The sequence below is a fragment of the Faecalispora anaeroviscerum genome, from assembly GCF_947568225.1.
Taxonomy (GTDB): Bacteria; Bacillota; Clostridia; order Oscillospirales; family Acutalibacteraceae; genus Faecalispora; species Faecalispora anaeroviscerum.
This window is the reverse complement of sequence record NZ_CANOOQ010000001.1, coordinates 1437973-1459195: the sequence shown is the minus strand read 5'-3', so window position 1 is coordinate 1459195 and position 21223 is coordinate 1437973. Positions and strand designations below refer to the sequence as shown.

The 21223-nt window shown below is 50.9% G+C and carries 29 protein-coding genes; all 29 read left to right on the top strand.

From position 1 onward, the window contains the following. Positions 1–3: 3 nt before the first annotated feature. The 29 genes from QOS46_RS07315 (at position 4) to QOS46_RS07175 (ending at position 21223) form a co-directional block, all read left to right on the top strand. Positions 4–714, top strand: a complete 711-nt coding sequence (locus QOS46_RS07315; protein WP_283608580.1) for an MBL fold metallo-hydrolase — start codon at positions 4–6, stop codon at positions 712–714. A gap of 17 nt (positions 715–731) precedes the next feature. Next, a complete protein-coding gene (locus QOS46_RS07310; RefSeq protein WP_283608578.1) occupies positions 732–1556 on the top strand; it encodes a DnaD domain protein in 825 nt (274 codons plus the stop codon). Continuing rightward, positions 1553–2068, top strand: coding sequence for a J domain-containing protein (locus QOS46_RS07305; protein WP_283608576.1), 516 nt, complete (start codon positions 1553–1555; stop codon positions 2066–2068). Before QOS46_RS07310 ends, QOS46_RS07305 begins: the two co-directional genes overlap by 4 nt. Then, positions 2058–2546 carry a RusA family crossover junction endodeoxyribonuclease gene (locus QOS46_RS07300; RefSeq protein WP_283608574.1) on the top strand — a complete coding sequence of 163 codons (489 nt, stop codon included), beginning with the start codon at positions 2058–2060 and terminating at the stop codon, positions 2544–2546. Before QOS46_RS07305 ends, QOS46_RS07300 begins: the two co-directional genes overlap by 11 nt. Continuing rightward, complete coding sequence (locus QOS46_RS07295) at positions 2543–2746, top strand: hypothetical protein (RefSeq protein WP_283608572.1); 204 nt, start codon at positions 2543–2545, stop codon at positions 2744–2746. Before QOS46_RS07300 ends, QOS46_RS07295 begins: the two co-directional genes overlap by 4 nt. Before the next feature lie 126 nt (positions 2747–2872). After that, positions 2873–3568, top strand: coding sequence for a Lar family restriction alleviation protein (locus QOS46_RS07290; RefSeq protein ID WP_283608570.1), 696 nt, complete (start codon positions 2873–2875; stop codon positions 3566–3568). Further along, a complete protein-coding gene (locus QOS46_RS07285; protein WP_283608568.1) occupies positions 3565–3864 on the top strand; it encodes a hypothetical protein in 300 nt (99 codons plus the stop codon). Before QOS46_RS07290 ends, QOS46_RS07285 begins: the two co-directional genes overlap by 4 nt. A 49-nt stretch (positions 3865–3913) precedes the next feature. Beyond that, complete coding sequence (locus QOS46_RS07280) at positions 3914–4417, top strand: hypothetical protein (RefSeq protein WP_283608566.1); 504 nt, start codon at positions 3914–3916, stop codon at positions 4415–4417. Between the two features lie 204 nt (positions 4418–4621). After that, a complete protein-coding gene (locus QOS46_RS07275; protein WP_283608565.1) occupies positions 4622–5533 on the top strand; it encodes a hypothetical protein in 912 nt (303 codons plus the stop codon). Then, entirely contained in the window at positions 5534–6082 is a 549-nt protein-coding gene (locus QOS46_RS07270) for a hypothetical protein (RefSeq protein WP_283608563.1), read from the top strand. It begins immediately after the preceding gene. 63 nt (positions 6083–6145) lie between these two features. Beyond that, positions 6146–6697, top strand: a complete 552-nt coding sequence (locus tag QOS46_RS07265; protein WP_283608561.1) for a terminase small subunit — start codon at positions 6146–6148, stop codon at positions 6695–6697. Then, a complete protein-coding gene (locus tag QOS46_RS07260) occupies positions 6694–8055 on the top strand; it encodes a terminase large subunit domain-containing protein (RefSeq protein ID WP_283608559.1) in 1362 nt (453 codons plus the stop codon). Before QOS46_RS07265 ends, QOS46_RS07260 begins: the two co-directional genes overlap by 4 nt. Then, complete coding sequence (locus tag QOS46_RS07255) at positions 8048–9541, top strand: capsid protein (RefSeq protein ID WP_283608557.1); 1494 nt, start codon at positions 8048–8050, stop codon at positions 9539–9541. The genes QOS46_RS07260 and QOS46_RS07255 overlap by 8 nt, the downstream gene beginning before the upstream one ends. Continuing rightward, on the top strand, positions 9541–10743 hold the full coding sequence (locus QOS46_RS07250) for a phage minor capsid protein (RefSeq protein WP_283608555.1): 1203 nt from the start codon (positions 9541–9543) through the stop codon (positions 10741–10743). Before QOS46_RS07255 ends, QOS46_RS07250 begins: the two co-directional genes overlap by 1 nt. A gap of 181 nt (positions 10744–10924) precedes the next feature. Then, complete coding sequence (locus QOS46_RS07245; protein ID WP_283608553.1) at positions 10925–11566, top strand: hypothetical protein; 642 nt, start codon at positions 10925–10927, stop codon at positions 11564–11566. A 14-nt stretch (positions 11567–11580) separates the two neighbouring features. After that, on the top strand, positions 11581–12465 hold the full coding sequence (locus QOS46_RS07240) for a capsid protein (protein WP_283608551.1): 885 nt from the start codon (positions 11581–11583) through the stop codon (positions 12463–12465). Positions 12466–12478: 13 nt separating this feature from the next. Next, complete coding sequence (locus QOS46_RS07235; RefSeq protein ID WP_283608549.1) at positions 12479–12778, top strand: hypothetical protein; 300 nt, start codon at positions 12479–12481, stop codon at positions 12776–12778. Continuing rightward, a complete protein-coding gene (locus QOS46_RS07230; RefSeq protein ID WP_283608547.1) occupies positions 12778–13173 on the top strand; it encodes a head-tail connector protein in 396 nt (131 codons plus the stop codon). The genes QOS46_RS07235 and QOS46_RS07230 overlap by 1 nt, the downstream gene beginning before the upstream one ends. Further along, positions 13170–13508: a hypothetical protein gene (locus tag QOS46_RS07225; protein ID WP_283608545.1), complete on the top strand. Its 339-nt coding sequence runs from the start codon at positions 13170–13172 to the stop codon at positions 13506–13508. Before QOS46_RS07230 ends, QOS46_RS07225 begins: the two co-directional genes overlap by 4 nt. Further along, on the top strand, positions 13508–13882 hold the full coding sequence (locus QOS46_RS07220; protein ID WP_283608543.1) for a hypothetical protein: 375 nt from the start codon (positions 13508–13510) through the stop codon (positions 13880–13882). The genes QOS46_RS07225 and QOS46_RS07220 overlap by 1 nt, the downstream gene beginning before the upstream one ends. Then, positions 13882–14286 carry a minor capsid protein gene (locus tag QOS46_RS07215; protein WP_283608541.1) on the top strand — a complete coding sequence of 135 codons (405 nt, stop codon included), beginning with the start codon at positions 13882–13884 and terminating at the stop codon, positions 14284–14286. Before QOS46_RS07220 ends, QOS46_RS07215 begins: the two co-directional genes overlap by 1 nt. A gap of 4 nt (positions 14287–14290) precedes the next feature. Then, positions 14291–14743 carry a phage tail tube protein gene (locus QOS46_RS07210; RefSeq protein ID WP_283608539.1) on the top strand — a complete coding sequence of 151 codons (453 nt, stop codon included), beginning with the start codon at positions 14291–14293 and terminating at the stop codon, positions 14741–14743. Between the two features lie 67 nt (positions 14744–14810). After that, entirely contained in the window at positions 14811–15152 is a 342-nt protein-coding gene (locus QOS46_RS07205; protein WP_283608537.1) for a hypothetical protein, read from the top strand. Then, positions 15127–15483 carry a Gp15 family bacteriophage protein gene (locus QOS46_RS07200; protein ID WP_283608535.1) on the top strand — a complete coding sequence of 119 codons (357 nt, stop codon included), beginning with the start codon at positions 15127–15129 and terminating at the stop codon, positions 15481–15483. The genes QOS46_RS07205 and QOS46_RS07200 overlap by 26 nt, the downstream gene beginning before the upstream one ends. Positions 15484–15487: 4 nt before the next feature. Then, a complete protein-coding gene (locus QOS46_RS07195; RefSeq protein WP_283608534.1) occupies positions 15488–18166 on the top strand; it encodes a hypothetical protein in 2679 nt (892 codons plus the stop codon). A 12-nt stretch (positions 18167–18178) separates the two neighbouring features. Continuing rightward, the gene (locus QOS46_RS07190) at positions 18179–18565 is read left to right on the top strand and encodes a hypothetical protein (protein WP_283608533.1); all 387 of its coding nucleotides are present in this window, start codon (positions 18179–18181) and stop codon (positions 18563–18565) included. Between the two features lie 11 nt (positions 18566–18576). Further along, on the top strand, positions 18577–20424 hold the full coding sequence (locus QOS46_RS07185) for a hypothetical protein (RefSeq protein WP_283608531.1): 1848 nt from the start codon (positions 18577–18579) through the stop codon (positions 20422–20424). Beyond that, positions 20421–20786, top strand: a complete 366-nt coding sequence (locus QOS46_RS07180; RefSeq protein ID WP_283608529.1) for a hypothetical protein — start codon at positions 20421–20423, stop codon at positions 20784–20786. The genes QOS46_RS07185 and QOS46_RS07180 overlap by 4 nt, the downstream gene beginning before the upstream one ends. Beyond that, positions 20786–21223 carry a hypothetical protein gene (locus tag QOS46_RS07175; RefSeq protein WP_283608527.1) on the top strand — a complete coding sequence of 146 codons (438 nt, stop codon included), beginning with the start codon at positions 20786–20788 and terminating at the stop codon, positions 21221–21223. Before QOS46_RS07180 ends, QOS46_RS07175 begins: the two co-directional genes overlap by 1 nt.

Genomic DNA, 21223 nt, shown 5'->3' with positions numbered 1-21223 from the left:
AACATGATAGACGTTAAATGCCTTGCTTCCGGGAGCTCCGGGAACGCTTATGCCATTGATGATGGCGAGAGTGTCCTGCTTCTGGAGGCGGGCATTCCCGCCAAAAAGATTCTTTCCGGATTTCTCCCACTGCTGCCGCGCGTGGCTGGCTGCCTAATTACCCATGAGCATCAGGATCACTGCAAGGGTGCCGCGGAGCTGGCCTCCCGCGGGATTGATCTTTACGCGACTGCCGGCACGTTTGCCGGGATCCAAGGTATAGACCGGCCATACCGCAAGCACGTAGTGCGCGCCGGCGAGCAGTTTCGGCTTGGCAGCTGGACGGTGCTTCCATTTGAAACAAAGCATGACGCGGCGGAGCCCTGCGGGTATCTGGTCCTTTCCCGCATCACGAGGGAGAAGCTGCTCTTCGCCACGGATACCTATTACATCCCGAATACGTTTTATGGCCTGAATATCGTCATGGTGGAATGCAATTACAGCTTGCCGCTACTGAATGAAAGCATCGCGGCCGGTCGGATCCCGGAGAGCATGAAGCCCCGGCTGCTCCGCTCGCATTTCGGGCTGGAGAACGTCAAAGATTTCATAAAGGCCAACGACATGAGCACGGTGCGGCATATTTATCTGCTGCACCTTTCAGGGAACAACAGCGACGCAAATTTATTCAAGCGCGAGATCCAGCGCGTGGCCGGTAAGCCGGTAACAGTATTCTAAATGGCAGGTGATACGGATTGGCATGGATAGAACTTCATCAAAGTTTGCCAACAAATAAAAAAACTTTAAGATTGCGAAAACTTTTAAAAATAAAAACTCCGCAGGCAGTCGGCCATTTGTGCATGCTTTGGTTGTGGGCTTTAGATAATGCTCCAGATGGTGATATTTCCGAATTCGATTCAGATGAAATTGCTGAAATAGCCGCCTATCCCGGCGATCCTGAAAAATTTATCGACACTTTAAAAAGTGCCGGATTTGTTGATGAAAATGGGCATATACACGACTGGGATAGCTATGCTGGTAAGCTTATTGAGCAGCGCGAAGTAAGGAAAGAACAGGCTCGCGTAAGGCAACAGAACCGGCGAAAAAAGCTATCTGAACAGCAGCCTCCGTGTCACGCACCTGTCACGCCAAGTAACGAAGATGTCACGCGTGACAACGGCGTGAGTCACGCACCTACCGTACCTAACCCAACCCAACCGTACCCAACCGTACCCAACCATCCTAATCCCCCTACCCCTTTTCCTGCCGCAGAAGATGTGCAATCGTCGGATGCGTTGCGTGGCGTTTTGATGAGTTTTGAAAATAATATCCATCCCCCGAAAGCAGCAGAAGCCGAAATCTTGCGGGAACTGTGTGAAACATATCCGGAACAGACCGTTCTGGCAGCTATCGCGGAGGCCAAGGGAAAGGGCCGCAGCGCGAATTACATCAGGAGCATTCTGGAAGGGTGGAAGCGTGACGGTGTGAAAATCTCCTCAGGCCAGAAAGAGACACGTTCGCCTACCTACGACCTGGAGGAGTACGAAAAATTGTCCGGAGAAATGAGGGATTCGCCTTGAAAGCCAAGCAATACGCCCCGGCCGGAAGTTACGAGTCAAAACTCGAAAAGGTCATGTCTCGGCTGGGGATTGAAAAATATAATTACAACTGGGATCGGTTCAGCTGCTGGGTGGAATTCAGCTACAAAGGTCAGCTTTACCGCTTCTCACACAGCCTTGAAAATGCGAAGAATCACGGTCAGACAGTTCGATATGGCAGTGACGTTTTTGCACAGGTTGTGCTTTCGCTTGAGGATCTCGCTCGCATGGTTGAGCGTGGAATTTATGACCTTGGCACCTGGGTGGCTGGCATGAAGTATTTGCCGCCTGCCGCGGACATTCCGGACTGCTTCCGCGTGCTCGGTTATGAGCAGATTCCCGGCGGCCGCGATGAGGTTACTCGCCGGTACAGGAGCCTTGCCAAGTCAGCACATCCGGACGTCGGCGGCAGCAAAGAGCAGTTTCAGACACTGACGGCCGCTTATGACCAGGCTATGGAGCTTTTAGAGGAGGATTTGAACAATGACAACTAGAATTATCCCCGACTTTGTTCCGCCGGTAGTAGCGATGCCCCAAGGGCCGCAACGCATTCAGTTTGTTGTTCCTGGCCCGCCACAGGGAAAGGCCCGACCGCGAGTGGTGCGCGCCAAGAACGGTGCGAGCATGACCTACACGCCGGATAAGACCGTGGCCTATGAGGAACTGGTGCGACTCCGCTACAAGGCTGCCGCACAGGGGTTTAGCTTTTCAGATAATGCGCAGCTGGCTATGCAAATCACAGCATTTTATCCGGTTCCCAAGAGCAAAAGCAAGAGAGTTCAGGCGGAGATGATCTCCGGAGCGATTCGCCCCACGAAAAAACCAGACTGCGATAATGTCATCAAGATTATTTGTGATGCCCTGAACGAGCTGGCTTACAAGGACGATGCTCAGATTGTTGTCACGCAAATGTCTAAGTATTACGGCGAGGTGCCGAAAACGCTTGTAAAAATTATGGAGGTGCACTCATGACAGCCAAAGAATTGATCGAATACCTTTCCACATTTGATCCGGAATCAAATGTATCCGCGCTGATTTTAGACACGAAACAACGCCTTGCCTACGCGATGGACGGATATCAGCTGATGACAGATGCAGGCTTCCCGGTGCTGCTGTTCGAGCTGGGAGAATCGGCTCCTATGGATGATATGGTGGAAGAAGCGGATGAATAAAAAAAGCGGGGCCGCACCCCATTGTGCGACCCCAGAGGAATGAGGACATAAGCCCTTATACCTTGTTGCTATTATTGGAAAAATATCTGGATATATACGCAAATAAGAGAATGAGGAGTGAAACCAATGGACAAATTGAAACCGTGCCCGTTTTGCGGTGGATATCCAACATTAATACATTTTGCATTAACAGAGGCAATTGTTTGCAAGTGTGGCGCTAATTTATCTAAGGAAAAGCCGTATCAAGAAGGGGAATATGCGGCACACGAGCCGACTTATGCAGTTGCCGCCCAAGCATGGAACCGCCGCGTCGTCCCGGAAAACGAGCCGCTGACACTGCATTTCGGCAACGGAAAAGTTGGAGTAAGCACCTGCCGCCCGGAAGATTCTGATACATGGAATGAATTACTGCTTTGGAATCCCAAAATGCAACAGGCCATAGGCAACTCAATCCCAATTAAAGACGGTACTACCACTGACGATGTAGAAGTTTTCGCAAGATTATTTTTTAGTAATGCCGAAAGTGCACAGGTTGTTGTAGACGCCCTGAATCGCATTATTGATTCCTGCGGTGGAAACAAGCCGCTGACGCTGGAGCAGCTTCGGCAGATGGACGGTGAGCCGGTGTACAAAAAGCAGCTTGAGCCTGACCCTTACGGCGAAGCAATTGATTGCTGGGCTATTGTCGGCGAAGTGGGCGTAAACTGCAAAGGGCAAGAACTTATTTGTTTTGATAATCTTGATTTTTACGAACTGATGAGCAATTACGGCAAAACATGGCTTGCCTACGCCCGCAAGCCGGAACAGGAGGAGCAGAAATGAAATGTGAAGCTTGTGGAAGTCTAAACGCTTATCCCTTTGCTTGGTTGGGTGTTACATCAATACGTTGCCCAGACTGTGGAGCCGATTTGTCGCCGGGATTCAAACTGCAAAAAACCAACTTCAACCGCATCACCGAAAGCCCGGAATCAATGGCGCAGTTTATACAAAAGGTAGACAACACCGACCAACCTTTAAACTCTTTGTATTGCAAAGGTGATTGCCCTGAGGGTGGAAACTGCCCACACGAATTACAGTGCATATTGACGTGGCTGAGCCAGCCAACAGACAAAGAATAACCTCTAAGCATGTTAACCCTATCACGAACGCAGGAAAGGATGATGGCACTTGACGGTCAACGAAGTGAAAGAGCTGCTTAAAATTTACTACGACATCCCACAAATGATTGATGAGGAGTTCGCCACCATCCGGCACTGCGAGGCACAGAAAAATACAATAAATTTGCCGTCCGTCAACCTCTCAGGGCTGCCGGGCGGCAAAGGCCTGCCTGGGGACCGCACGGCCAACATGGCGCTCATGGACCAGGCAAAGTATTATGAAGATGAGGCAATGAACTGTTATCGCAGGATTGCGGCGCTGCGGGAGAAACGGAACTGGCTCGGTCTGGCACTCGGGCGGCTGGATAAAACCGACCGGTACATATTGGAGTTGGCCTACATGGGCAGCCCGGATCCAAAGCAGCGGCGTCGCACTTTTCGCCGGCCACCGTGGAAGGATATCGCGGACAAGGTGGATTATTCGGAGAGCCGGATCAAGCAACGGGTACGTGTTTCTATGCTACGATTGGCTATGCTTTCGGGTCAAGTGGTGTTTTCGGGCTTTACGCGCTAAAATGTTGCACGAACTTGCACTGTTCAGCACACAATTAGCCATTTTTATCTGTTTGTTTGTGGTACTATATAATTACGGAATTTTGCAGAGAGTGTTCGGTGGGACAGGGTGCTTTCTATTATTTCTACAAATTAATGGTTTTTTCTTCCAATTAATAATTAGTTGTATTATAATGCAATTAACATAAGAATGGGAGGAATATCAATGCCGACAAAAAAGGTTCCGGTGTATTTTTATTATTTGAATATTACAGTAGGAATTTTGAGAGAAGACGCACCACAACCTTCTATCCAAGATTTTATAAACTATTTTAATAATGCTCTAAGTTTTACTCAAAGGAAACTTGCTCTTAATCGGAAATTGAATTTCCCTAAAGATGAAAAAGTAGTATGGTTGGACTCTTATCACCTAATAAATCCAGAACTTCCTGGAAACTTCAATATAGCATTTAAATCCGCTAAATATAACCACATTAGAAATGTCATAAATACAGAAACTATGATAGAAAAGGGAACAGTAAAAAACAAACCGGATGGAGATGAAGAGTTTACCCATTTTTGTATTAGATATCAAAATGGACGAGACAATTTAATTTGTATCCATGAAAGCAATTATTATGGTATTTCTATTGGGAAAATAGTTTACTATTTAAATGATATGCTTGCAAAATATAGGGATTCAAACAACGTACCTTATTCGTATACAATTACCAGTTCAATAATGCCTTGTGATAGCTTCCTTGACGAATTGAGAAGGATGAAACGAGTATCAGTTTTAAAAGTTGAAGTTGAGCGCGAGGACTTATCTGATGATTTTTTACATCTTGCAGGAAGAGATGACGTGAAAGATACAGTAGAAATTGTGTTAAAAAAAATTAGTAGAAATAAATACATACCAAAGAGTGCTGTTGAAGATTACTATAATGATATGCAACAGGAAAATAAGATAAAGCGGATCACTGCTGAAGGTACGAATCAGTCAGGACCTTTTAGACTGGATACAGAATTAATGAAAATGAAGCAAAGCGTTTCTGTGGACATTTCGGAAGTTACTAACGAGGTTAATAGTGACAATTTTTTTGAAAAGGCAGAAGAGCTAATAATAGGATTGAGGTAAATGATGAAAAAGCCTGTTTTAAAATTCACGATTCCTATAATGGATTATTTTAAAACCCGGCGTAATTTACGTAATAAATTTATAATTGCAGTAATTCCCGCTGCATTAAGTTTGTTTTTTGCCCATTTTTTACAGGTCAATAAAGGTGTTGATATATGTGAATTATTTTCAAACTTTATAGATGTACAAATCAGTGGAATCGCTATATTAATTTCTTTTTCAATTGCTATTATGACAATAATTGTATCATCTGGCAATCCGAGCATAGAGAAAATTAAAAATGTAGGCGCTTCAGGAAAAAATTATAAACTACTAAATGGCGAAAAAATGTCGCTTTTTCAAGTTCTTCTCTCAGATATAACTTATAATATTCTGATTCAAATTATTTATTTAGCGATTTTGTTTTTAGAAATGTTTCTTCAAATAGTTTGCTCAACACAATCGCTTAAGTATTTTGTAGCGCTGGACATTTTCTTTTTAACTCATATTCTTTACGTTTTATTTGAGTCTGTAATACATATGTATTTAACCTTTTGGAAGCAAGAATAAAAAGTAATTAAAACCTCGCCCATAGGCGAGGTTTTTTATACCCATTTTTAGGAGGTGACCGCCATGACCGAAAAGCAGAAGCGCTTTTGCGAGGAATATCTCATTGACCTTAACGCTTCTCAGGCTGCTATACGCGCAGGCTACAGCGCAAGGAGCGCGCATTCCATTGCGACGGAGAACATGCAGAAACCTGCCGTTCGCGCGCGTATAGATGAAGCTCTGGCCACACGTTCAAAGCGTACAGGCGTAAATGCTGATCGTGTGGTTCGCGAGCTGGCCCGCGTTGCCTTTGTCAATCCCACCGATGTGATTGATATGGAAAGCGCCACACTGAAAGATGACGCCACCGAAGACGACACGGCAGCGGTTGCTTCTGTCAAGGTTAAAACGATTCCCACAGCAGACGGGCAGGGCATGGAACGTGAAATTAAGATGGCTGACAAACTGAAAGCACTCGAACTCCTGGGCAAACACCTTGGCATGTTTACGGATAAGGTGGAGCACTCCGGCGCGATCGATACCGGCAGCGCCGCTCTAACCTCTATTTTGCAACAGCTGCAGGCCGGTGGAGATCCCGATCGAGAGGAAGTGGCCCCGCCCGGTGAGTCCGGATGAAAGGATTTCCGCTGTCGCAGAAGTATCAGGAGTTCATGAAGTGCCGGGCAAAGCTTGAGGTCCTGGAGGGCACCACCTACGCCGGCAAAACGACGGTGGGAGTGGTCAAGTTCCTGTTCCGCGTGGCCGAGTCAAAGCAGCGCGCGCATATCATGGCCGGTAACGACTTGGGCACCTTGGAAAAAAACGTCATTACAAAAGATAGCGGGCTGCTGGATGTTTTCGGCAGTCTGCTATCTTATTATCCGGGTGGGGGCAAGGGTGTCACCATGCCGCATCTGCGGTACCGCGTGGCGGGCGGCGATAAGATCATCTATGTACTCGGCTATGACAACAAAGCCCGGTGGAAGAAAGCCCTGGGCGGCCAGTATGGCTGTGTGTACATCGATGAAGCCAACATTGCGGACATGGATTTCGTGCGCGAGGTCAGTATCCGCTATGACTACATGATGATGACACTCAACCCAGACGATCCAAATCTACCGATTTACAAGGAATATATTAACCGGTGTCGGCCGCTGCCGCGCTGGGCAACCGGTACACCCAAGGAACTTCTGAAGCAGCTGGATCAGCCGCCAATGCCTGGTTGGGTGCATTGGTATTTTACGTTTGACGACAATCCCACCCTTACGCCAGAAAAGCGTGAGCAGCTGCTCGCCGGCGTCGCTCCGGGAACCAAGCTCTGGAAAAACAAGATCAAGGGCCTGCGCGGCCGCTCCACCGGTCTGGTATTCAACCTTCAGGACAGCAACCTGATTCATGCCGCGGATCTCCTGGAGCAGATAAAGGACGGAAAAGTGAAGTTTGCTCAGACATCGGCCGGCGTGGATACTTCCTACAGCCAGAAGTCGTCCGACACCTTCGCTTTTACTTTTACCGGGATCACAACGGACCGCAGAAAGATAACGCTGGCCGTGCAGGTCCTCAGCAACCAGGGCCGCACAACACCCTTGGCGCCATCAGATATTCCGCCCCTGTTGATAGCGTTCCTCGAAAAGCACAGGGCGCTGTGGGGCTTGTTCGCGCGTACAGTGTACATTGACAGCGCGGACCAGGCAACCATTATTGAATGCCAAAAGTACAAGCGCCAGCACGGCAGCATATATGACTTTGTGCCGGCATGGAAAAAGACACAGATCATTGATCGTATCAACCTGCAGGTCGGCTGGATGGCACACGGCGACTTCCTTCTGGTGCAGGAATACTGCCGGCCAGAGATCGATGAGCTCAACGCTTACAGCTGGGACGAGGATAAGGACAATGTTCCGGAGGACGGCAACGATCACACGATCAATGCCGATCAGTACAGCTGGTTGCCGTTCAAACATCTTATTGGGAGTGTGAAAATAGATGAGTAAATTCGGAGAGAAGGTGAAAAGCATGGTAAGGAATTGGCTGCAGATCCAGCCGGCAGCCGGCAATAATATTGTGATTCAGGAGCCACTCAGCTTCCAGGCGTCGGTTATTCGGAATCAAATCTGGTACCGGGGCGACGCCAGCGAGCTGGAACAGCTGTACAAACAACTTGGCGCGCAGGATCCCACCAATGCGGCGCGCTGGTGGGCGGCTGTGCCAGGGAATAACCTAAAACTGCGGAAGATTCATAGTGGGCTGCCCGCCATTCTGGTGGATACCCTGGCATATTTGGTAAAGTCAGATATGGATGACATAACATTCAAGGGTGATACAGGAAAAGAGATCTGGGAAGGCTTGCAGGAAGAACTCGACTTTGAAGAGATCGTCGGCAAGGGTATTGTAGGCGCGCTGAAATCCGGGGATGGAGCGTGGAAGATATCTGTTGATCCGCAGGCGTCTGATAACCCGATTGTGGAATTTTACGAAGCGGACCGCGTAGAGTATATCAAAAAGCACGGTCATGTTGTGGGCATACGCTTCTGGACAGATTACCCAGGAAAATACAAGATCTACCGCCTATGTGAAACGTATTGCAAAGGATCTGTTTCTTACCGCCTTTATGATGGAGAAAACGAGGTCGGCCTGAATAGCGCTCCTGAGCTGGCCGATCTGAAGCCTGTGCAATTTGATGGAGCTTTTATGATGGCAGTACCTATAAAGGTGTTTGAGAGCGCCAAATATCCCGGTCGAGGTAAAGCTATTTATGAGGGCAAGCTGGATAGCTTTGATGCGTTGGATGAGGTAATCAGTCAATGGTGGGATGCTATTCGCGCCGGCCGAGTAAAAAAGTATATCCCGGAAGACCTGGTGCCGTCTGACGTTAAAACCGGGGAAAAGCAGCAGCTTAACGATTTTGGTAGTGAGTATATTAAGACTGGAACCGACGCCCACGAGGATGCAGTCAGTAAAATCGAAACGATTCAGCCGGAAATCCGATATGAAGCTTTTCTGGCATCGTATACAGCTGCCCTCGATATGTGTCTGCAAGGAATCGTTTCTCCGGCCACGCTGGGAATTGATGTGGGAAAAATGTCCTCTGCTGACGCCCAGCGCGAGAAGAAGGACGTCACAGGGTACACCCGCAACACCATCACCGGAGTGCTGGAAAAAACCCTGCCGCAGCTGATCTGTGCGATCCTGATGACCTATGATGTGATGCAGAAGCGCACGCCAGGTACTTACGAGCCCGCTGTTGAGTTTGGCGAGTATGGCGCGCCTAGTTTTGACTCCCGGGTGGAAATCGTCAACAAGGCCGCCACATCGAGCACTATGAGCGTGGAAACGCAAGTGGACGAAATGTGGGGCAATAGCAAAGATAATAAATGGAAAGCTGCCGAGGTGATCAGAATCAAGCAGCTGCGCGGCATTGAAATTGTGGACGAGCCACCGAAAGTTGGTGATGAGCTGCAGGCCGGTGGTGAGGCGTAATGCTTTCTTGGAGAGATATTGCCGATCTGTTTGTTGAGATCGAGCAGCGCCTGGTCGCTTCTCTGAAACGCAACCTTGCCGGCCATAAAGCCTGGGAGCATGAAGAGGGTTTCCGCTGGTCTGCATGGCAAGCGGAAAAACTGAAAAACATCGAAAGCTTCCGGCAAGAGAATAGGGCGATTGTATCGGAATATACCGATGCAATCGATACTGACACTCGCACTCTGATGGCCGAGCAGTTTGCAGAAGGTAAAGAGCGGGTCAGCCGAGAAGCCGCAGCTGCGGCGCAGGCGTGGTCGGGTCGCGGTCCGGATGCCTGGCGCCAGCGTGGGGATCCTGTTACACAACGGGCATGGAACCCACCAAAGCCGGAGCCGGAAAAGCCCTCAGAAGACATGTTCTTCGGCGTCAATGACAAACGACTTGAAAACCTGATGCAGGATATGCACGACGCTGAAAAGAAGGCTCAGACCGCCGCGCTGCGTATGATGGACGATGTGTACCGCCGGACCATATCACAGGCGGCTACGGCCATGGCGGCCGGCGCGACAACGCTGCCGCAAGCTATTGATATGGCGGTACAGGATTTCCTGAAAGCGGGCATAAATTGCATCGAATATAGCAATGGTGCGCGGGTCAATATTGCCGACTATGTACAGATGGCGCTCCGCACGGCCGCGACGCGCTCTTTCCTGCAGGGAGAAGCAAAGCGCCGCGCAGAACTCGGCATCGATACGGTGTTGGTCAGCCAGTACGGCGCCTGCTCTAAGACCTGCCTGCCGTGGCAAGGGCGAGTTTATATTGACGACGTGTGGGGCGAGTTCACCGGGCAGATCAAAAGCGGTAGGGGACTGAGCTCGAACGGCAACTGGTATCCGTTACTTTCCGTGGCCGTGAAGGCCGGGCTCTTCCATCCCAATTGCCGTCATACCGTGTCGACCTGGTTCGACGGAATCAGCCGCTTGCCGGATCCGATGGATACCGCCAAGATCAACGAGAATTCGGAGCTGGAGCAGCGCCAGCGTGCCATGGAACGCAAAATCCGTGAATGTAAGCGTATGTCAGAGGGCTTACAGGATCCTGCGCAGGCAAAAGAATACAAGCGCAAAACGTCTGAAGCCCAAAAGGAGCTGCGGGAGTTTATCGCTGAGCATAGCGATGTGCTGCGCCGCGATTATTGGCGCGAAAAGATTTATATATGACTCTTACCGTCTGTCACAAATAGGCAGGTGGTATTTTTTTACCCTTTTATAGGAGGTGATCCAAATATCTCGCTCCGGAGCCTGGCGTTACAGGCTCTATTTTTATGCCCAAAACATGCTGATGGCGCTAAAAGCTGCAAGGAAAATCACAGCCGACAGGCTCTAAAAGGAGTTGTTTGTTATGAGTAAATACCTTAGACCAAATATCCAGCTATTTGCTGCCCCCGCTGCTGACGATGATGATCCCGCAAAGAAGGGCGGTTCCTCCTCTGCGCAGAACGGTGACAGTGCTGCCGGAGATGGAAATTCTGCTGCTGCAGACGAAAGCCTGCCTAAAACGCAGGAAGAGCTGGACGCGCTGATCAATAGCCGACTGAAGCGAGAGCAAAAGAAGTGGTCAAAGCAGCAAGCTGCACCGCCTGCGGCGGTTCCTGCAGTACCGGACCCCGCTGCTCCTGCTGCGTCAGCGACACAGCCCCAGGCACCATCAGCGGTGGATAATACCGAACTGCAGAACGCGCAGAAAGAATTGGTTGCAGCCCGCGCACAGCTGGCGGCCATCAAAAGCGGCATTGCTCCCGCTGCAGTAGAAGATGCCGTACTGCTCGCCATGCACGAGGTGGAGAAAAACGGCGACGATCCCGACGAGGACAGTGTTTCGGAGGCATTGAAGGTAATTCTGAAACGGCACCCGGAATGGAAAAAAGAAGAGGATCCCAAGAAACAAGGCAACGCCGGTTTTCGTGTAGGCGCAGGCACAACGGAAACGTCGGCGCAGGAGGACGATAAGCTGTCCTCCATTTTCGGAAATCTCAAAAAATGAAAGGATGATTTTTTATGGCAGTTTACGATTACGCAGAAATGTTCGCCAGGCAGCTGGCACAGAAATACGAGAGGGAGCTTTGCTCCGACGCTTTGACAAAGAGTAACCCCGGGGTGCAGTTTATCAATGCACAGACGATCAAGCTGCCCCGCATGACTCTCAGCGGGTATAAAGACCACACTCGAACCCCCGGTTTCAATGCCGGCACCATGTCAAACGACTGGGAGCCAAAGAAGCTGGCCCACGACCGAGATGTTGAATTCTTCATTGATCCCATGGACATCGATGAAACAAACCTGGTTATGTCTGTGGCCAACATTCAGAACACCTTTGAGGAGGAGCAGTCCATCCCAGAAAAGGATTCGTACCGCTATTCCAAGTTGCACGCCGAGCTGACCACCTATTCGGGCAGTATCGACAGCACCGCACTGACTGTGCAGAATCTACTGGAAATCTTTGATGCCCAGATGGAAGCGATGGACGAGGACGGCGTACCGGAAGAAGGGCGCATCATGTATGCAACGCCCACTGTGCGTAAGCTGCTGAAAGAAGCAGAGGGAATCCAGCGCACGCTTTCGGTCACCACGCCCAGCACCATCAACCGTAAGGTTCACAGTTTGGACGATGTCGCAATCAAGTCTGTTCCCTCCGCGCGCATGAAAACAAAATACGATTTTACCGACGGCTGTGTGCCGGCAACGGATGCAAAGCAGATCAATTTCATTCTGCTGCACCCTTCAGCGGTGATCTGCCGTGACAAATACAGCTACATCAAACTGTTTACCCCTGGCACGGATTCGCGCACGGCGGACGGGTACCTGTACCAGAACCGCAATTACGGCGATCTGTTCCTGATTGAGCGCAAGGCCGCCGGCGTCGCGATGAACGTACACGCATAAAGGAGGAATTTGCATGAGAGCAGTTAAGGGAAACAAAGAATATACCATCACCGAAACGCAGAAAGACCAGTATGTCCGCGATGGGTTTGATATTGTGGACGATACCGGGAAAATTCTGCAGGCCGGCGCGGGGAAATCGGTGCCCTTCGCCAAATATCAGGCCGCGCTGGATGAAAAGGCGGAACTGGAGAAACAGATCCAGGCGCTCACGGCTGTGGCAGATGAAAACGCCAGTCTGAAAGAGCAGATCAAGGGCCTGAAGGCCGCGCTGGATGAAAAGGCGGGGAAAGAAACAGCCTCGCCTAAAAAATAATGGCTGCGGGGGCGCTGCGGTATCTTACGGCGGAGGAATACAAAGCACTGAACTCTGATGGCACCGCAACCGAAAATGATTTGTTGCTGGCGGAATACGACGTGGATTCCCTGACTTTCAACCGGATCCGCGGCGCTGGCGGGATCACTGGGCTGACGGAGCTGCAGCAGGAGTTGGTAAAGCGTGCGGTTGCCCAGCAAGCTGATTTCCGCCATGAGTATGCAGACCTGCTGAACAATCCGCTCAGCAGCTACGGGATCAATGGCGTATCCATGGCGTGGGACAAGTCTGTCCTAGTCCAGCAGAGCGGGGTGTTTACCACAAACGCGGTGATTTCACTCTTGCGGCAGACCGGGATGACCTACCGGGGCTTGGAAAGGCGGCGGTATATGTGAAATGGCCGCAGCTGGTGCCGGAATCCGTATGTCATACACCGGTGGAGGTGCGGATCACCGACGGTATTGACGAGGACGGCCGGCCGAAGGTGGTTGCAGTCTGGTCAGGAAAGTGTAACTATTCCGAGAAACAGAAGCAGATTCTTGACGCTGAGCGCCGTCTGATAACACTGGAGGCCACTATGCTTTTTCCAGGTGACATTTTCCCCGGGCGTGAAAAGCTCGAGGGTGAAGCACTGATCGACGGCGGTGGTATTACCCGCATCATCTTCCGCGGCAGCCGCGCGCGGAATCCCGACGGTACCGTGAATTTTACGCAGCTGGAGCTGATGTGATGAGTTTTGGAATCAAGATTGAGTTGGATGCCACAGCAATTGCCAAGCTGGAACAAGCGGTGAAATATCCTGCAGGAATGACGATGGAGGCACTAAAAACGGATGTTATCGCTGCGCAGGTTATGCCGTTTGATAACGGCGATATGCAAAATGTCCAGACATTTGTAGTGCAATCTATTGATGGTGCAGAAGCACGCCTTGTCACCGGTTCCCCACAGGCTCGCAGGTTGTATTATCACCCGGAGTACAATTTTCAGACTGTCAACAATCCAAACGCCGGCGGTAAATGGCTGGAGCCTTGGCTGAACGGCGAGCGCAAAGATTTCGTACAAGATACCTTTGCAGAGCTGTACAAAAAGGAGGCGGGGCTGTGATGTTGACCTTAGGGCAACTGCGGGACTGGATCAAAGCACAGATACCGGAATTACGCGATTGTATCGCGGTGGGCTCCATTGATGGAAACAAGGAAAAGTTTGTGGGTGTCTATCCCCTCAAACTCTCCAGCAACGCGCAGCGCATCTGCCTGGGTGGCGTGGAACAGACCGGATACCAGGAGCGCGGCGCGTCGGTCCTGGTCCACTGGACGAAAAGTGTCGATGAGGCGGAACAAAAGGCAATGGAAATCTATCGCCTGTTTTATGGGTCGTCTCGTGTCGTCATAGGAGAAAGTCTCGCTGTTGAGATTGACCCAGGCCCCGGTCCCATTTCGGTCAGAAAAGATGAGCACGGAATCAGCGAGTTTGTTATACAACTAAAAATTATTTACGAAAGGATATGATCTGATGGACGGTGTTTTCCCGGTATTTGAAAACAAGTTCAAGGTTGGTACAAAAGGCGAATCCAGTACAGAATCCGACATGTCTGCAGTGATGGAAATGGAAACCTTTTCTGTCAAGATGGACGGCAAAGTCGAGGAATGGACGCCGATGGATGCCGAGGGCTGGACGAAACGCCTTATGACCGGTAAAGGATTTACCATCACGCTTTCCGGCAAACGATATAACGGCGATCCCGGCAATGATTATGTTGCCGGTCTGGCATGGAAATCCGGCCGAGATTGCAGCAGCAAATTTGTTTGGGAGTTCCCGAGTGGCGGCAAGCTGGAATTTAGCTGCGTCATCAATGTTACCGCCCCAGGTGGTGGTGACAGCACCAATGTGGACAAGCTGGAATTTGATGTTATGAGCCACGGCAAACCTGTTTATACCCCGCCTGCTTCTTCAGGCGGTTCATAATCTAATATTCAAATAATAAACAGCCCTCTGCGCTTGCAGGGGGCTGAATTTTTAGGAGGAATCTTGTATGGGTAAGTTGTACACCCTCGATGAAAAATTGCTGATTGGCACGCCGGAGGTTCGTATTGGTGACAAAGTCTATCCGGTTGACGATCGGCAGAAGACCGTCAAAAAGCTGATGAAGTTGACGGAGAGCGAAAAAGACCTTGAAAAAAACATGGATGAGGTATTAAAGCTGGCTTTTGGAGAAAAAGCAGCCAGGGAAATCGATGAAAAGAACTTACCTTTCCCGGCCTATCAGCGACTGTTCGAAATTGTTGTTGCGGCCATGACCGGTGAAGAACCGGAGGCGGTGGGCACTCGATTTCAGACAGCCGAACAGAGTGCAGGCCAGCAATCAGTGGTATGACGTCGATCACGACTGTGTGCTGATTGAGCAGAGCATTGCCAAGCAGTACGGCGTGCTGCCTTCTGAACAGGAAAACCTGAAATATTCCGACTGGGCCAAAATGGTATCCGGCTTGATGGATGATACGCCGCTCGGCCGCGTTGTGGGCGTCAGATCGGAAACTGACCAGGCGATCATCCGCCAGTTTACACCCGATCAGCGCGCTATACGGCAGGATTGGGAACGCGTGAGGGCAAAGCGGATATTGCAGCTGCCGGAACAGGAACTGCGACAGCAATTCGCCCAGTTGGAACAGGCGATGGCAGCAATGTTCACGCCGAAGGGACGGTGAACCCATGGCGAGCGAAAAAGCGGGAACGTCAGTTGGCGTTATCACGTTGGATCTTCGGATCGCAGCGAAGCTCAACGAGCAGCTGCAGACGATTGCGGCCGGTGCCAATCAGTCGGCGCAGCGTAGCTTTGAAGACCTTGGAAAAACAGTAGAGCAATCTATTTCAAAGCCAGTGGAACGCGCCGGCAAGGCGATGGAGCAGGCAATATCTGCCCCGGTAGAAAAAGCAACGCAGGCAGCGAAGGCTCCTCTGCAAAAAATGACCGATCAATTTGAGCAGTCTGCAGAGGAAATTCAGGAGATTGCAGAGCGTGCTGCCAAACGGTGGACAGAAAGTATTTCTCCGAAAGCAGGACCGTCACCCTTACCAGCGACTGCTCCGAAGATTGTGAGCAGCGGTGACAGCACTGCTGCAGAGGCAGCTCAGTATATGGCAAATTGGGATCCCGTTTCGCTGAAGCTCAAGGAAGCTCAGCAGCAGATCGAGGATATTCCCAAGGTTTCCGAGGCTGCCGCCCAAAAAACAGGAAGCATCTTTTCCAGGCTGGCCGGAAAAATCAAGAGCGTGTTTTCATCTGCGCATAAAGATGTGCAGGATGCCGAAGTCAAGGTGCTTACTGGTGCACAGGATGCAGCAGCCAAATCCGCGACCGTTGTGGAAAAAGCAGAAAACCGGAAGCGCGGATTTTATAGCAGTACGGCTCGAATGCAAGCGAACGCCGTGCTCTCAGCCGTTACCAGCACCTCAAAGGGAATTGCCCGGGTCGGTGTTTTGGGCAGAGCTCTTTCTGCTGGTCTGGCCGGGTCTTTTGCAATCGCGGGACCGCTGGCGATAGCCGCTGCGGCATTTGCGGTACTGTCAAAATCCATTTCTCTGGCCAGTGTAAACAGCAGCCAATTCAAGAACTCTCTAAATGAGGTAAAGGCAAATCTCCAGGTAGCATTCACGCCGATCTTTCAGGCGATCCTGCCGGCGCTGAACGCTCTGATGTCCGGACTTGCCGCAGTGACCCGCTACATTGCGACATTTATTTCTGCCATCTTCGGGAAGACCTACGCGCAATCGTTGGCCGCAACCAAGCAAATGCAGAAAAACGCCACAGATGCCGCAAAATCAAAATCCGGCAGCGGCTCTAAGGATAAGGGATCCCTGGCCGGATTCGATGAGCTGAACGTCATCGGACAGAAAAGTGGTTCTTCTGCTGCGGATGGGATCGATTACGATGCAATCAACTCTAAAGGTTCTACGGCGGCCGCACGCCTGGCAGAGAAATTTAAGGCAGCCTGGCAGAACATTGCGGCAGGCTTCAACGATTATGTTGTTCAGCCAATCCAGGACAACCTCTATAAATTTGATGCGCCGATTGAACGGTTCAAAGCTTTGTTCGCCGGAATCGGCCAACAGTGCCGAGCTTGGGTAGAACCGCTCTCTCGCTGGTTTCAGACAGACCTAAAAGGCGCAATCGCGCAGGGCATTGGAGACGCCTCCACGATTCTTGCCGGGTTCATGGATAGCCTGGCCATGGTGGCAGACACCGTCTGGAAGACATTGCAGCCGGCAATTAACTGGATCGTTACCAAAGGGCTGCCAATGCTCACGGAGATTTTCGTCGAGGTCAGCAAAACGGCCGTAACTGTCTTTGATATCCTAAAGACAGTATTCGACACCCTCTGGCAGGGCGTGATTGCCCCGTTCGCGCAGTTTGTCAGCAAAGCCGTTACCGATGTACTTAATCTTTTCTCCAGCCTTTGGGAGCAATACGGAGCGTCGACCTTTGATAAGATCCGCGCCGCGATCAGCAGCGTAAAGGACTTGTTCCTCAACATCTGGAACAACTTCCTGAAGCCAATATTTGATCAGATCTTCTTGACGTTGGACCAACTCTGGACAGAACATCTTCTTCCGCTGATCGGTCAGATTGGTGAGTTTGTACTTAAGTTCGTAAATGCAGCTCTTGATATTTACAACAAGTTCGTTTCTCCGATCATTAATTGGTTCGTCGCAATGCTGGGGCCAAAGATCGCGGGAGTCATAGGGACGATCGTTCAGCTGATTGGCAGTGTTGTAAAAACCATAGCGGATGCTGCAACAAATATCCTGAAAGCCCTCGGCGGCGTGCTGGACTTTGTTTCCGGTGTTTTTACAGGAAACTGGGAAAAGGCATGGAATGGCGTCAAAGAGATCTTCAAAGGAGTGTTTGAAGCCCTCTATGATATTGCGAAAACTCCGATCAATGGAATTATTTGGCTGCTTAATGGTCTCATTGAGGGTATAAACGCTGTAATAGGGCAGCTCAACAAAATACATGTGGATATTCCTGATTGGGTGCCTGAATATGGCGGAAAATCTTTTGGAATACACTTACCTTTGGCTTCAAAAATTCCGTATCTCGCCAAAGGCGGCATTCTGGAGCAGCCCACGCTGGCCATGATGGGCGAATACCCCGGGGCAAAGAGTAATCCGGAAATCGCGACACCGCAGTCTTTGATGCAGGAAACCTTCCTCGAAACGATGATCCCGCTGCTGAACGAGCTGGTAGCCTTCCGCGATGATATTGTCCAGCTCCTGCGAGAGATTATCGCAAAGGATCCCAGCATTATGTTGGACGGAACCACGCTTTCACGCCTGCTTAAGCCGTATCTGGACGAAGAAAACAAGCGTGTGGGCGGAACTATTTATTAAGGGGGCAGCCGTATGAAATACAAAGGCGAAATAAAAGCGAATGGTGTGTGGCTGCCCTCTGTAACTACGCTGGATTTCTCGGTGGAGGATCTGGATCTGGAAGCCTTCCGTTCGACTGATGGATTGCTGCATCGCCAGCGAGTCGGAAATAAGATCAAGCTCAGCTGCGCGTGGCAGATCATTGAGGATAACGACGATTTCAAAGAAACGTTTCAAATTCTCGACGGTCTGCCAGAGTTTTTCCTGCTGGTCTTCCCGCACCCGGGCGGAAACCTGTCCTTTGAAATCACTGCCTACCGGGGGCCGCTATCTACATCCATGAAAACCTTTTACTGGGACTGGCAGAACCGGAAGCTGGCACAGTGGCAAAACTTGAAAACCAACTTTATTGAGCGATAGGGGGCGGGCGGTTGATTAAGGTATCAGATCGATATTATGACGCTGCCCGCGCACCGGCGCGCACCTGGCGCGGGAAAGTATCATTCGGGGTATTTGACGTGACTGCCCGCAGCGACGCCACAGCGGCCGCTGAAGGGCAACCGTTTACTGATCCGGCACAGACTTTGGATACCGTGACCACAATTTCGGCGGTCGGGACCTGCGAGCTGGATCAGTTCAAGGTTGACGGCAGCATGTCTCTTTTCCCGGGTGACCCGCCGGCCGGCATGAATTTTGGTTGGTGGTCCTCGGAAGTTTCCGAAGCTGACGGAGCCTTTGCGGATCCGCCGGTCATTACCTACGCCTTTACGCAGCCGCACAGTTCTGTCGGACTCACACTACAATTTCAGGAATTAGTGCAGGGTATCACAATCACCGCCTACCAAGGCGATGCCATTCTGGCCGTCAAGACCTTTTCGGGAATCAACTCTGCTCTGGCTGTGCTGGACTTCCCGGTCGAGAATTACGATAAGATCGTGATCGAGATCCTGTGGGTGCAGCCGTACCACTACGCCAAGCTGCGGGAGATCAGCTTCGGCGTGGAATATGTGTATGATGATACTGTTTTAACCGGGTTCGACGTTCTGGAGGAAATCGACCTGACAAGCAATACCATCAGCAGTAACACGGCCACCATCACCCTGAACAATATGGATCAGCGTTTCAACATGTTCAACCCCGCCAACGAGGTCCGGTTCCTACAGGAGCGCCAGCTGCTGACAGTGACGGCCGGCCTGCTGGTCGGTGACAGCTACGAGGATGTACCGCTCGGAAAGTTTTATCTCAGCAAGTGGGAAAGCCCTACGCAGAACACAACCAAATTCACAACCTACGACCTGCTCTCACTAATGGACGGGACTTATTATAAATCTCGCCTTTACCAGGGCGAGCGCGCGGAGGTTGTGCTGCTGGAGCTGTTCGACGATCTGAATTTGTACGACGCGCAGGGCAACGCGCTGTTTTATATCCACCCGAATATCCAGGACGTGCAAATCAGTGGATACCTGGCGCCGATGAGCTGCCGTGATGCATTGCAGCGGATCGCATTTGCGCTGGGGGCCGTGGTCAAATGTGACCGGTCTGGTAAACTGCTGATCTACCGCGCCACCGAAGAAACGCGCAATGCCATTGTTGTCGACCAGTATACGATTTACCAGGGGACCCTGATGGCCGGGACCTTTACTGCCGGCCAGGGGATCATCCTGCCGCGTAAAGTAGTGCCACTGCCGAATCCGGTGGTGATTGATCTGTCACTGTATAAAGATCCAAAAACGACGCTGGGCAAATATTACAACCGCGTCAATGTAGAGCAATTCGGCTGGCGGCTGAAAGCCGAGTCGGAAACGCTGTATGAAGGTGCAGTCACCGGCGAAGCGATCATACAGTTTTCGGCTTATCCCGCGGCGGAGGTTAGCATAACGGGAACTTATGAAAGCGTGGAGGTTTACGCCTGTGCCTGCAAAATTACCGGCGCGACCGGCCCCATCGTGATTACCGGGCAAGTTTACGAATCGCTGAAAAAGGTCGTATCGGCGCAGCTGCCACAGGTGACAGCCGGGGTCGCGCAGAATGCACTGGACGTCAAGGACATTACTTTGATTGCCCAGGATGATACGGCGCAGCATGCGGCAGCCTGGCTGCTGGACCGGCTGCAAAACCGGATCACACAGAGCTTTCCTTGGTGCATTATCCCTTCGGTTGAGCCTTCGGATTTTTGTAAGGTGGAAACTGCTTTCGGGGAATACCGGGAATCGCAAATTAAGAAAATGCACTTTATTTACAATGGCGCTTTGACCGGCGACAGTGAGGTGATCGGATGATCTGGACACCGCCCAGGACATGGGGAAAGACCGATAAAATCAACATTTCGGACTGGCAGCGCATCGAGGACAATACCCGTTGGATTGCGGAGTTTTACGGTGTGATGCTCCAGTATAAAACCTGGCAGCACACCAGCTGGCCAACGCCGGCGGAAGTCGCCAGAATCGAAAGCAATATCAACGCCCTGCTGGAGCAGACACGCAATTTTCAAAGTAAATTCGATTGGCAGCTTCTCAACGAGATTGAGGGCTGCCTTTTTGCACTGCGTGAAAAGGTAGTGGAGCTGCAGCTGAGTATCCGGCGGGCTGGCACGTTCTGTGCCGGTCAGCAAATCTACATTCCATTGGGAGGGACTGCATAATGGCAAAGATTATTTTCCAAGACGAAGAGGGCCAGAACTTAAACCGCTATTTGATTACCCCGACTGACGGTAGCGCACCCTTTACGGCTGATCTGACTCGTGAGGCTGTTATTACTAAGCAGGGGACTCCGTACAGCAAGGAGGTAGGCGATCGATTGGTGCAGGATGAGGATTTGGAGAATCACACCGCCGACACGATCGCCCACATGACGCAAGCACAAAAAGACCTGCTTGCGGCGGCCGTCCAGTTGGCTACCATCGGCGGGATAGACGTGACCAAAAGCGGGACAACGTTGCAATTCCCCGCATATCCTACGACATTGCCTGCTAATGGCGGCACTGCGGCTAACACAACCTCTGTAGCTGGGGCTTTTCTGTGGGCCACGTCCGACCCGTCGTCAACAATCGCTGCCGGAAAATTATATGTGGTGAAGTGA